At 72.3% G+C, this 11758-nt stretch carries 9 protein-coding genes; 2 read left to right on the top strand and 7 right to left on the bottom strand.

What is annotated here, in order from left to right; translation table 11 throughout:
• The 3 genes from G5C60_RS45950 to G5C60_RS45960 form a co-directional block, all read right to left on the bottom strand.
• Positions 1-913: ABC transporter ATP-binding protein (locus tag G5C60_RS45950; protein ID WP_165269430.1), on the bottom strand; the 913-nt coding region annotated here is incomplete at its 3' end.
• On the bottom strand, positions 910-2511 hold the full coding sequence (locus tag G5C60_RS45955; protein ID WP_338146122.1) for an ABC transporter permease: 1602 nt from the start codon (positions 2509-2511) through the stop codon (positions 910-912). The genes G5C60_RS45950 and G5C60_RS45955, both read right to left, overlap by 4 nt.
• 5 nt (positions 2512-2516) lie before the next feature.
• Positions 2517-3563 carry an iron ABC transporter substrate-binding protein gene (locus G5C60_RS45960; protein WP_165269432.1) on the bottom strand — a complete coding sequence of 349 codons (1047 nt, stop codon included), beginning with the start codon at positions 3561-3563 and terminating at the stop codon, positions 2517-2519.
• Positions 3564-3930: 367 nt separating this feature from the next.
• Between G5C60_RS45960 and G5C60_RS45965 the strand changes: the two genes are divergently transcribed.
• On the top strand, positions 3931-6633 hold the full coding sequence (locus G5C60_RS45965) for an AMP-binding protein (protein WP_338146123.1): 2703 nt from the start codon (positions 3931-3933) through the stop codon (positions 6631-6633).
• A gap of 65 nt (positions 6634-6698) precedes the next feature.
• On the opposite strand, the gene G5C60_RS45970 is transcribed toward G5C60_RS45965, so the two are convergent.
• The 3 genes from G5C60_RS45970 to G5C60_RS45980 all read right to left on the bottom strand — a co-directional run bounded on the left by G5C60_RS45970 (position 6699) and on the right by G5C60_RS45980 (position 10375).
• Positions 6699-8156 (bottom strand): glycoside hydrolase family 18 protein, encoded by a 1458-nt coding sequence (locus G5C60_RS45970; protein ID WP_165269434.1) that lies wholly within the window; start codon positions 8154-8156, stop codon positions 6699-6701.
• A 108-nt stretch (positions 8157-8264) separates the two neighbouring features.
• Entirely contained in the window at positions 8265-9668 is a 1404-nt protein-coding gene (locus G5C60_RS45975) for a HAMP domain-containing sensor histidine kinase (RefSeq protein ID WP_165269436.1), read from the bottom strand.
• Complete coding sequence (locus tag G5C60_RS45980; RefSeq protein ID WP_165269438.1) at positions 9665-10375, bottom strand: response regulator transcription factor; 711 nt, start codon at positions 10373-10375, stop codon at positions 9665-9667. The genes G5C60_RS45975 and G5C60_RS45980 overlap by 4 nt, the downstream gene beginning before the upstream one ends.
• A gap of 224 nt (positions 10376-10599) precedes the next feature.
• Here G5C60_RS45980 and G5C60_RS45985 point away from each other — a divergent pair, with 224 nt between their 5' ends.
• Positions 10600-11151, top strand: coding sequence for a hypothetical protein (locus G5C60_RS45985; RefSeq protein ID WP_165269440.1), 552 nt, complete (start codon positions 10600-10602; stop codon positions 11149-11151).
• A 36-nt stretch (positions 11152-11187) separates the two neighbouring features.
• On the opposite strand, the gene G5C60_RS45990 is transcribed toward G5C60_RS45985, so the two are convergent.
• On the bottom strand, positions 11188-11758 hold a 571-nt coding region (locus G5C60_RS45990; RefSeq protein WP_165269442.1), incomplete at its 5' end, for a spermidine synthase.

Genomic DNA, 11758 nt, shown 5'->3' on the forward strand with positions numbered 1-11758 from the left:
CGGTCACCGTGCCGCGCACCGCGCCCTCCGTGCTCGGGCCGGTCAGCCGGAGCTGTTCCGGGCGGAGCAGCACCGTGCCGGCGCGGAGGTCGGCGGGCGGGGCGGAGAGCGGGACGGCGCCCAGGGGGGTGGCGACCGTGCCGTCGCTGTCGACCGTGCCGGGGAGCAGGACGGCGTCGCCGACGAAATCGGCGACCCAGGGGTCGGCGGGGTGGCGGTAGAGGTCCTGCGGGGTGGCGCACTGGGCGACCCGGCCGTCTCGGACGACGGCGACGAGGTCGGCGGTGGACAGGGCCTCCTGCTGGTCGTGGGTGACGAGGACGGCTGTCGCGCCCGTCGCCTTCAGCGCGGCCCGTACGTCCGCCCGTACCCCCGCCCGCAGTGCGCTGTCGAGGGCGTTGAACGGCTCGTCCAGGAGTACGAGTCGGGGACGCGGGGCGAGCGCCCGGGCGAGGGCGACGCGTTGCTGCTGTCCGCCCGACAGCTCGTGCGGCATGCGGTCGCCGTATCCGGCGAGGCCGACCAGGTCCAGCATCTCCTCCGTACGGCGCCTTCGTTCCCCCCTGTCCACGCCCGTCAGTCCGAAGGCCACGTTGCGCGCGACGCTCAAGTGCGGGAAGAGCGCGCCCTCCTGCGGCACGATGCCGACGGAGCGCCGCTCGGGCGGCAGATGGACACCCGGACCGGTGAGGACCCGGTCGCCCACCCGGACCGTGCCCGCGTCGGCGCGCAGGAAGCCCGCGATGATGCGCAGCAGCGTGGTCTTTCCGCAGCCGGAAGGGCCGAGGACGGCGGCCACGGCTCCGGCGGGCACGGTGAGGTCCAGCTGCTGAAGGACCGGCGCCCCTGGGCCGTACGACTTGGTAAGCCCCTGTACGCGCAGTTCGTTCCCAGGTACGAGGGATTCGTTCATGTGCGATGCCTGCCTAGGAGGTACGAGGGGACGGCGGCCAGCAGGATCAGCGCGGCGGCGTAGGGGGCCGCGGCCGCGAAGGATCCGGCGCCCGTCTCGGTCCAGAGGCGGGTGGCCAGGGTGTCCATGCCGGTGGGGCGCAGGAGCAGGGTGGCGGGCAGTTCCTTCATGCAGACCACGAAGGTGAGTGCCGCCCCGGCCGCCACCCCGGGCGCGGCCAGCGGCACGGTGACCTCGCGCAGGACCTGCCACGGACGCCGCCCCAGCGACCGGGCCACGTCCTCCAGGGCGGGCGGCGCCTGGAGCACGGCGGCCCGGGTGGCGGCCACCGCGACCGGCAGGAAGAGGACGGCGTACGCGCCGACCAGCAGCGGGAGTTGCTGGTACAGCGGGTAGGCGTACCGGACCGCGAAGAAGACCAGCGACAGCGCGACCGTGATGCCGGGCAGCGCGTGGCCCGCGTACGCCGCCTGTTCCAGGAGCCGTGCGCCGCGCCCCCGGTACCGGGCGGCGATGACCCCGACCGGCAAGGCGAGGGCCGTGGTGAGGGCGGCGCCGGCTGCCGCGACTCCGAGCGTGGCCCAGGCTGTGTCCGCGAGCCCGGCCAGGTCCCAGGTCGCCGAGCTGCCGACGGCCAGCCAGTACCCGAGGGTGCCGAGCGGGAAGACGACGGCCACGGCCGCCACCGCCCCGCACCACAGCAGCGCGAGCGGCCGCCACCGGCCCAGGGGGAGCGGAACGGCCGGGCGGGCGGTGCCCGTTCCGGTCCTGGTGTGTCCGGCGCGTCCGCGCGTACGGGCCTCCGCGGCGACCAGTGCCACCGTCATCACCACCAGCACGACGCTGAGCGCGGCGGCGGGCGTGCGGTCGAAGGAGGCGCGGTACGAGGTGTGGATGGCCCGGGTGAAGGTGTCGTACCGCATGAGGGAGACCGCGCCGAAGTCGGAGAGGACGTACAGCGCGACGAGCAGCGCCCCGCCCGCGGCTGCCGGTCGCAGCTGGGGAAGGGTGACCCGAAGAAAGGTGCGCAGAGGGCCGTGGCCGAGGGAGCGGGCCGCCTCCTCCTGCGCCGGGTCGATGCCGCGCAGCGCGGCGGCGACCGGCAGTTGGACGTACGGGAAGCTGACCAGGGTCAGGGCGAGTGCGGCGCCGCCGAACCCGGCGAGCCCCGGTTCGGCGGACAGCCAGGCGAACGCGGCGACATAGCTGGGTACGGCCAGCGGCAGCGTGGCCAGCACCGACCAGGCGCGGGCGCCGGGCAGGGCGGTGCGCACGGTCAGCCAGGCCAGCGAGACGCCCAGCACCAGGCAGGCCGCCACTACGGCGGCGGTGAGGCCGAGGCTGCGGCCGAGGAGCTGGAGGGTGCGTTCGTCGGCGACGATCTTCCAGGCGTAGCCGGGGCCGCGTTCGAGGGCGCGGACGGCGAGGTAGCCGAGCGGGAGCAGGGCGAGGAGGGCGGCGGCGCAGGCGGGGACGAGCAGGATCAGCGGCGGTCTCCGGCCGGATGACCCGGGTGGCCCGGATGCCGTACGCGGTTTCCGCCCGGCCGGGGCAGACGCTCCGGCCGGGCGCGACGCGGACCGCGGTGGTGTGCGCACGCCGCTCAGACCAGTCCGACGTCCTGGAGCATCGCCTGGGTCTCCTGGACGGACTCCAGCTTGCCCAGGTCGATCTCGGGCGACTGGAGGGAGTCGAACGGCGGCAGGTCCTCGACGGTGCTCGTGACGCCCGCGGCCAGCGGGTACTCCATGGTCTTGTCGGCGAAGTAGGTCTGCGCCTCCTTCGACAGCAGGAAGTCGACGGCCTTCTGGGCGGTCTCGCTCTGCCCGCTGTCCTTGAGGACACCCGCCCCGGCGACGTTGATCAGCGCGCCGGGGTCCTTGCCGGGCAGGAAGTGCAGCCTGGAGCCGACCTTGTCCTCGCCCTTCTCGGCGACCCGCTCGTACCAGTAGTAGTGGTTGACCAGGCCCAGGGAGACCTCGCCGGCCTCGACCCCGTCCAGGGTGGCGAGGTTGTGCGCGTAGGTCTTGGCGCCGTTGTCCTTCAGCGCCTTCAGCCACTCGCGGGTGGCGTCGTCGCCCTCCAGGACGCGCATGCCGGTGACGAAGGCCTGGAAGGAGGGGTTGGTGGGCGCGATGCCGACCTTGTCCTTCCACTCCGGCTTCACCACGTCGTGGACGCTGTCCGGGACCTCGTCCTCGGTGACCTCGTCCGGGTTGTACGCGATGACGCGGACGCGCCCGGAGAGGCCGACCCAGTCGCCCTCGCCGCCCCGGTAGGACGTGTCCACCTTGTCGAGGGTGGCCTGCGGCAGCTTCTCCAGCACGCCCTCGTTCGAGAGGGCGCCGAGGGCTCCGGCGTCCTGGGAGAAGAACAGTCCGGCCTTGGTGCGGTCGCCCTCCTCCAGGATCTGGGCGGCCAGTTCGGCGCTGTCGCCGTAACGCACCTCGACCTCGGCGCCGACGGCCTTCTCCAGCTTGTCCAGGATCGGCTTGACGAGTTTCTCGTTGCGGCCGGAGTAGATGACGAGGCCGGAATCGCCCTCCGCCTGACCGCTCTTGTCGTCGTCGGAGCCGCAGGCGGCGAGGGCAGGGAGTAGCAAACCAGCCGCGACGAACGCGGTGATCCGGCGAGCCGAGGGGCGTCGCATGGTGAGGAACCTTCCTGCGTAGCTCGCCTTTACGCCGCTGTCGCGTCGTCGGTCAGCAAGCGGCGAATCGATATTTTCAAGCCAACTGTGAACATGCTATGAATAAGGTAAAGCTTGCCTAAGCGTCAAGGGGCCTGTGCTAGCGAGGCCTGTGTCAACGGCGGACGCTGCCGCGGAAAGGTCGCGCCCCGTGATGCACCCCTCTGGCCCCGTCCGGGTCCCGCCCTCCGATCCCCTTCGGGTCCCGTCCTCCGATCCCCTCCGGGTCCCGTCCGCCGTCCGGCTCTCGGCCGGGGCGGCCACCGCTCGCCCCACCACGTCGCTTCCGTTCCCGGCCGAACCGCCCGTACGACCGCACGCGCACGGCGTGCCCTTCGCACGCGACCTCGCGGCGTACGGCGACCGCATCGCCCTCCACACACCGACGGGTCAACTCACCTACCGCGCACTCGCCGACCAGGTCTCCGCCACCGTCGAACGCCTCGGCCCCACCCGCCGACTGGTGCTGCTGGCCGGCGCCAACCGGGCCGACGCCCTCGTCGTCCACCTGGCGGCCCTGTCCGCCGGCCACCCGGTCCTGCTCGTCCCCGGCGACAGCGACAGCACGGTCGCCTCGCTGACCAGCGCGTACGACCCGGATGTCGTGGCCCGGCCGGACGCGGACGGCACCTGGACCCTCGAGGACCGGCGCCGGGACCCGGGGAGAGCCGGGAGGGCTGGGAGGGCCGTGAGGACTGGGAGAGCTGGGAGCGCCCACACCCTCCACCCCGACCTCGCGCTGCTGCTGAGCACCTCCGGTTCGACCGGCTCACCCAAACTGGTGCGGCTCTCCCACGAGAACCTTCAGGCAAACGCCGAGTCCATCGCCACGTACCTCGGCATCACCGACACCGACCGCGCGGCCACGACCCTCCCCCCGCACTACTGCTTCGGCCTCTCGGTCATCCACAGCCACCTGCTGCGCGGCGCCGGGCTGATCCTCACCGAGCGGTCGGTGTCGGACGCGGCCTTCTGGCAGGAGTTCCGCGCCGCCCGAGGCACGTCCCTGGCGGGGGTGCCATACACCTTCGACCTGCTCGACCGGGTCGGCTTCGACCGGATGGAGCTGCCGCACCTGCGCCGCGTCACCCAGGCCGGGGGCCGCCTGGCGCCGGAACGCGTGCGCCGCTACGCCGAGTTGGGGTGCCGATCCGGCTGGGAACTGTTCGTCATGTACGGGCAGACCGAGGCGACGGCCCGCATGGCCTACCTGCCACCGCACCTCGCCGCCGAGCGCCCGGAGGCCGTCGGCATCCCGATCCCCAGGGGCTCCTTCCGACTGGCCCCCGTGGACGGCCAGGACGACCACGGTCCGGAAGTCGGCGAACTCGTCTACTCCGGGCCGAACGTGATGCTCGGCTACGCCGAGAGCCCCGCCGACCTCGCCCTCGGCCGCACCGTCCAGGAGCTGCACACGGGCGACCTGGCCCGGCGCGCACCCGACGGGCTGTACGAGATAGTCGGCCGCCGCAGCCGGTTCGCGAAGATCCTCGGCCTGCGGATCGACCCGCAGCGCGTCGAGGCGTTGCTGGAACAACACGGGGTCAGGGCGTACTGCGCGGGCGACGGGGACACCCTGGCGGTGGCCGCGCTCGGCGACGCGGACGAGGAGGCGCAGGCCCGCCTTCGGCGACTGGTCGCTCAGGAGTGCGGGCTCCCGGCCCGCGCGGTCCGGGTCCTGGCCCTCCCCGAACTCCCGCGGCTCGCCACGGGGAAGCCCGACTACGAGGCCGTACGACGACTGACGCGCCCGGCACCGGAGGAACGCCCGGTCTCCCCGGTATCCCGGGTATCGGAGGAACCGGCGCACTCCTCCGCCGACCTGCGCGCGCTCTACGCCGAGATCCTCGACCGTCCGGACGCCACCGAGGACAGCAGCTTCGTGAGCCTGGGCGGCGACTCACTCTGCTACGTCGAGATGTCCCTGCGGCTGGAGGAGACACTGGGCGGACTGCCCACCGACTGGCACACGAGGCCGATCCGCGAACTGCGGTCCGCGACAGTGTCTCTGCCGACGCCGACAGCGCAAGCACCCCTGGTGACAGCGGAAACGACGGAACATACGGCTCGTCGGCCCTGGCGGTCTCCGGGATCACCGCCCCGAACGCGGAGCGTCCGGCGCTCCCTGGAGACCGGCATCGCCCTGCGCGCCGTCGGCATCGTCCTGATCGTCGGTTCCCACATCCCGGTCTTCTCGCTCCAAGGTGCCGCCCACATACTCCTCGGCGTCGCGGGCTACAACTTCGCCCGTTTCCACCTGACCGGCGCCGGACACCGGGAGCGCATACGGCACTTGGGGCGCAGCATCGCCCGCATCGCCGTACCGAGCATCGTGTGGATCGCCGGCGTGGTGGTGCTGACCGGCCGGTACGACCCGGCCAACGCCGTGCTGCTCAACAGCCTGCTCGACCAAGGAACCGAACGCTACGAGTGGCACTACTGGTACGTGGAAGCCCTCATCTACGTCCTGGTCGCCCTGTGCGTGCTCATGGCCGTCCCGCTGCTGGACCGGCTGGAGCGGCGGTACGCGTTCGGGGTGCCGCTGGCGCTGACGGGGATCGGGCTGATCGGGCGGTACGACCTGCTGGGAGTGGCGCCGGCCCGCTACCACCTGGGCCCCACCGTGGTCTTCTGGCTGTTCGCGCTGGGGTGGGCGGCGGCGCGGGCGACGACCGTGCGGCAGCGGTCGCTGTTGACGGCGGCGCTTCTGCTCACCGTGCCCGGCCTGTTCCACGGCCAGCCGCTGCGCACGGCGCTCGTGGCGGCCGGGCTCACGCTGCTGATCTGGGTGCCGACACTGCCCAGCCTGAGTTCGCTCAACCGGGTGGCGGGGGTGCTGGCGAGCAGCTCGCTCTACATCTACCTGACGCACTTCCAGGTCTATCCCCACCTCAGGGACGACTTCCCGCTCCTGGCCCTCTTCGCCTCGCTGGCGGTGGGCATCGGGTACGCGGCCGTGGCGGCCCGAGTGATGCGGTGGCGCCCCGGCCGGGTGGGGGGTGGTCCGGCCGGGACGCCTGCTCCCCCGTGATCCCCCGTGGTGCGGAGGACGGCTTGCCTGGGCCTACTTGCAGGGGCGCCTACCTGTAGGGGTGCCTACTTGTAGGCGGCGAAAGCCTTCGAGAAGGCGTGCTCGTCCTGGAGGATCGAGCTGCACGTCGCGTCCGCGGAGGGCTTCTCGCCGCCCGGGCACTGCTTGTCGCGGGTGGCGGACCACATGGAAAGCCAGCCGAGCCCCTTCTCCCTGGCGAAGTTCACCAACTGAGTAGCGTCGTCGACCTTGAAGATCTCCGTCGTCACGTCGTTGACGCCGATCATCGGCGTGACGGCGACCGTCTTCCAGGCGGCGGACTCGGAAAGCCCCAGAACTCCCTTGATCTGAGCCTGCGTGGCGGTGGCGGCCTGTTCGGCGTAGGTGCCCATGTCACCGCTGTACGCGGGGCCGTAGTCCATCGCCATGATGTTGACCGTGTCGATGCCGACGCCGTTCGACTTCGCGTCGGAGAGGAGATTCACGCCGTCCTGCGTCAGGCCCTCCGGCATGACCGGCAGCGTGAACGACACGTCCAGGTCAGGGTGTTGAGCCTGGAGCTTGGCGATCGCCTGCGCGCGGCGGGTGTTCGCCGCGGTGTTCGGCAGCGCGCCGCCCTCCACGTCGAAGTCGACCTTCGTGAGGTTGTACGTCTCCACGACCTTGCCGTACGCCGCCGCGAGGGCGTCCGCCGAAGAGCAGGTCGTGCCCAGCTCCGAGCCCGCCGCGCCACCGAAGGAGACGCGGACGTCGCCGCCCTTCGCCCGCAGGTCGCCGATCTGTGCGGCCACCGCGTCGCCGCCGAGGTCCGTCACACCGCCCCACTTGGGGGTGCAGCCGCCGCCGTCGGTGACGAAGGCGAGGTTGTACTCCTTCACGCCCGTCTTCTCGGCGGTGGCGAGCATGTCGAAGGCCGGGGAGAGGGAGGTGTCCACATACGGCGCGAAGCCCGCGCTCGCCTTCGTACCGTCCCCGGCGTCAGGTGCGGTGGCGCTCGGCTTGGGCGTCGCGGTCGCGGTCGGGGTAGCCGTCGCAGTCGGGGCTGGGGTCGGGGTCGCGGACTGCGTCGGGCGGCCGCTCGGTTCCGGTGTCGCGCCGCCGTCCACCGAGCACTTGGCGTCGTCGATGAGGCAACCCGTCGGAGCCGCCGTGCCGTTCACCACGAAGCCGACGGTGACCGACTCGCCGGCGGCCAGGCCGTCCTTGTCCCAGGACGGCGGCCGCACGGTGACATGCCGCCCGCTCACGCTCGACGCACCGTTCCAGAGCGAGCTGAGCTTGGCGCCGGCCGGCAGGTCGAACTCCAGCGTCCAGTCGGCCTTCGTCCTATCGGTGTCGTTCGTGATGACGTACTGCCCGGAGTAACCCGTCGACCAGTCGCTGGTCCTGGTGTACGCGGCGCCGACCCCGGCCGCCTGTGCGGTCCCGGAGAACAGGAAGGCACCGCCGCCCACGACGGCCGCGGCGACGATGCCGCCTATCGCCTTGTTCCGACCGCTGGCTGTGCGCCGATGGGTGCTCATCGCGTGCCTGCCTTCACTTCTCAGGGGGGTGGGTGCGGCAGCACGCTAGCGATCAGGAATCGGACAAACACCTTGATACGGACGGGGGTTGGGGATCTTAGGGTGCGCTTAAGGAAGGGATCGGGGCCGGTTAAAGGTAGAGACCAATTTGGTGGTCCTGCGGCGCCGTACCGACCCTCGATGCCCCCGCCGCTCCGGTTCGCGCCCGTCCAGCTGGATCCAGATCCGGACCTCGGTCCCGCCCAGCACGGAGCGCCCGATCCGCACGTCCCCGCCCGTCGACTCCGCGAGCCGCCGCACGATGTCGAGCCCGAGGCCGGTGGAGCCTTCGCTGCCGGAGCCGCGGCCGCGGGCCATCGCCGCCTCGGGGTCCGGTATGCCGGGCCCGGCGTCGGAGACGAGCACGATCACGGCGTCCTCGCCGTTGTGCACGTCGACCGCGAAGGCCGTCCCCTCCGCCGTGTGCCGGAACACGTTCCCGAGGAGCGCGTCGAGCGCGGCCACCAGATCGGCGCGGGCCACGGGTATTCGTACGGGCCGGTCGACCCCGGCGACCCGCACCTTGCGCCCCTCGTCCTCCGCGAGCGCCGACCAGAAGCCCATGCGCTCCCGGACCACCTCGGACACATCGCACCCGGACACGACGCCGATCGCCGCGGTCTGCGGCCTCGCGTCGCGGGCGGTCCGGATGATCGTGTCGACCTCGCGCTCCAGCTGTGCGACCGCGGACCGGGTCTGCTCGGCGGCGGGACCGTCGCCGAGCGAGGCGGCGTTGAGTCGCAGCACGGTCAGCGGCGTACGCAGCCGATGGGACAGGTCGGCCGCCAACTCCCTTTCGTTGGCGAGCAGTTGGACCACCTGGTCGGCCATGGAGTTGAACGCGACCGCGGCGAGCCGCAGTTCGGTCGGCCCGTCCTCCGGCACCCGGACGCCCAGCTTCCCCTCCCCCAGCTCGTGCGCGCCCTCGACCAGGCGCTGCGCCGGCTGCACCATCCGCACGCCGAGCCGGTCCGCCACCGCGACCGAGCCGACGATGAGCGCGACCCCGACAGCTGCCAGTACCGCCCAGGCCGTGGCCACTCCGTTGCTGACCTCGGACTCGGGGACGTACACCTCGACGACCGCTATCTCGCCGGAGCTCAGCGCGGTGGGCTGGAGCAGCGTGGAGCCGCCGGGCACCTCCGTGGTGGAGGCCCGGCCCAGCTTCCGGGTCGTGGTGATGTCCTTGCCGGCGGCGCGCTGCCTGCCGATGTCGACCGCCGCCGCGCCGTCGGCGGCGGGTATGTGCACGGCCATCCCCGAGTCGGAGCCCGCGGAGGCGACGACCCGCTCCAGCTGGTCCCGGTCGGTGGTGATGGACAGCGCGGGCGCGATGGCCGCGGCCTCCCGCTCGGCGTTCGAGAACGCCCGGTCCCTGGCCATCTCCTTGATGACGAGCCCGAGCGGGACCGCGAAGGCCACCACCACCATCGTGGTGACCGCCACGCACACCTTGACCAGTGCCCACCTCATCGCGGCGGCCCTGCCTCCGACGACCCCGGCGGCTCCAGCTTCACGCCGACTCCCCGCAGGGTGTGCAGATAGCGCGGCTTGGCCGCCGTCTCACCCAACTTCCTTCGCAGCCACGACAGATGGACGTCGATGGTCTGGTCGTCCCCGTACGACTGCTGCCACACCTCGGCAAGGAGCTCCTTGCGCGGCACGACGACCCCGGGCCGCCCGGCGAGGAAGGCCAGCAGGTCGAACTCACGCCGGGTCAGATCCAGTCGTACGCCGTCCAGCTCGGCCTGACGCCGCAGCGGGTCGACGGTCAGGCCGCCGACCCGGATCTCCCGAGACGGCGGTACGTCCCCGGCGGCGCGCGAGCGGCGCAGCACCGCCGCCATCCGCGCCGACAGATGCTCGACCGAGAACGGCTTGGTCAGATAGTCGTCCGCGCCGGCGTTGAGCAGCCGGACGATCTCCGTCTCGTCGTCCCGTGCGGTCGCGATGATCACCGGCACGTCCGTGATGCCGCGCAGCATCTTCAGGGCCTCGGACCCGTCGAGATCGGGCAGTCCGAGGTCCAGGATGACCACGTCGAAACGGACATGGGCGACCTCGCGCAGCGCCTCGAGGGCCGTGCCGACGCTGCGCACGGTGTGCGAGGCATCGGTCAGGTGCCGGATGAGGGCTGAGCGTACGAACTGGTCGTCCTCGACCACGAGCACACTTGCCATGCGCCGCACCGTACGCCATGCGAGGGACGCAGATCCGGCACCTGTGGATACTGCATTTTCCCGGGGGACAACCCCCGGACCCCCGGCCGAAAGGCAGGTCAGCCCAGACGACCGCGCGGACATCGCGAGGCAAATCCGAGTAACTCCGCGCAGAGTCCGCGTCGCCTCCCCGAACGCTCCGGACGGGCGACACTGGCGGGACGCGTGAGGCAGTATGGCCCGCGATGCGCAGAGGACTCGTACACGTGCTGGCTTGGTCGCTCGCCACGGGCGCGGCGGTCACGCTGTCGTGGTGGGGGGTCCACACGGTGATGGCGGGGACGGCGTACGACCCGCCCCGCGCGCTGCCCATCACGGCGGGCGACGCGACGACGCAGGACTCGAAGCCGTTGGCCTCCTCGACGAGGACGCCGCGCGCGCAGCCGCCGAAGAGCCCGTCGCAGAAGCCGTCCAAGAACCCGGCCGAGGACCCGGCCGGGACCCGGAAGCCGAGCCCGGCGCCCTCGAAGACGCCGACCGACAAGCCCAGCCCCTCTCCCTCCCCCACCGCCGCAGGCCAGATCAAGAGTTATGACACCGACGGCGGGCGCGCGGTCTTCGACCTCGGCAGGACGTCCGCGACGCTGGTGTCGGCGACGCCGGGCGCGGGCTGGTCGATGCAGGTGTGGAAGACGGAGACGTGGATCCGGGTGGAGTTCAGCTCGGGCGCGGACCGGGTGACGGTGTTCTGCACTTGGCACGACGGCCCGCCGCGGGTGGAGATCGGGAACTACTGAGTCATTTGAGTCATCTGAGTCGCTGCGTCGCCTGAGTCACCGGAACACGGAAGGGGGCGGCGCGGGTGACGCCACCGCCGCCGCGTCCGTGACCGCCGCGGCTCCCCCGGTGAAGTCGGCCAGCGCCTTCCCGTGCTCGACCCTCCCGGGGTGCGGGTCCGAGGCGGCGCGGCGGGTCAGTTCGGCGATCGGGAGCGGGCGGTCGGAGGCGACGAGGACCGCGTTGCCGAAGCGTTTGCCGCGCAGCACGGCAGGGTCGGCGACCAGCGCGAGTTCCGGGAAGACGCCCGCCGCCGTGGCGATCTGCCCGCGCAGGTGGGCGAGCGGCGGGCCGTCGGCGAGGTTGGCCGCGTAGAGAGCGCCCGCCTTGACCACCCTGCGGACGTCGTCGAGGAACTCGGTCGAGGTCAGATGCGCGGGCGTACGAGCCCCGCTGAACACGTCCGCGATGACGAGGTCCGCCCAGCCGTCCGGCACCTTGGCGAGCCCTTCGCGGGCGTCGGCGGACCGCACCCGGATGCGGGCGTTCGGGTCCAACGGCAGCTCGCGGCGGACGAGTTGGACGAGGGCGGCGTCGCGTTCGACGGCCTGCTGGGTGGAGCGGGGG

It is taken from the genome of Streptomyces scabichelini, from assembly GCF_011045015.1.
Lineage (GTDB): Bacteria > Actinomycetota > Actinomycetes > Streptomycetales > Streptomycetaceae > Streptomyces > Streptomyces scabichelini.

Bases quoted from the DNA above. Each gene is read 5' to 3' on its own strand.
- G5C60_RS45960 (WP_165269432.1), bottom strand. From the start codon at position 3,563: ATGCGACGCCCCTCGGCTCGCCGGATCACCGCGTTCGTCGCGGCTGGT.
- G5C60_RS45985 (WP_165269440.1), top strand. From the start codon at position 10,600: ATGCGCAGAGGACTCGTACACGTGCTGGCTTGGTCGCTCGCCACGGGC.
- G5C60_RS45970 (WP_165269434.1), bottom strand. From the start codon at position 8,156: ATGAGCACCCATCGGCGCACAGCCAGCGGTCGGAACAAGGCGATAGGC.
- G5C60_RS45975 (WP_165269436.1), bottom strand. From the start codon at position 9,668: ATGAGGTGGGCACTGGTCAAGGTGTGCGTGGCGGTCACCACGATGGTG.
- G5C60_RS45980 (WP_165269438.1), bottom strand. From the start codon at position 10,375: ATGGCAAGTGTGCTCGTGGTCGAGGACGACCAGTTCGTACGCTCAGCC.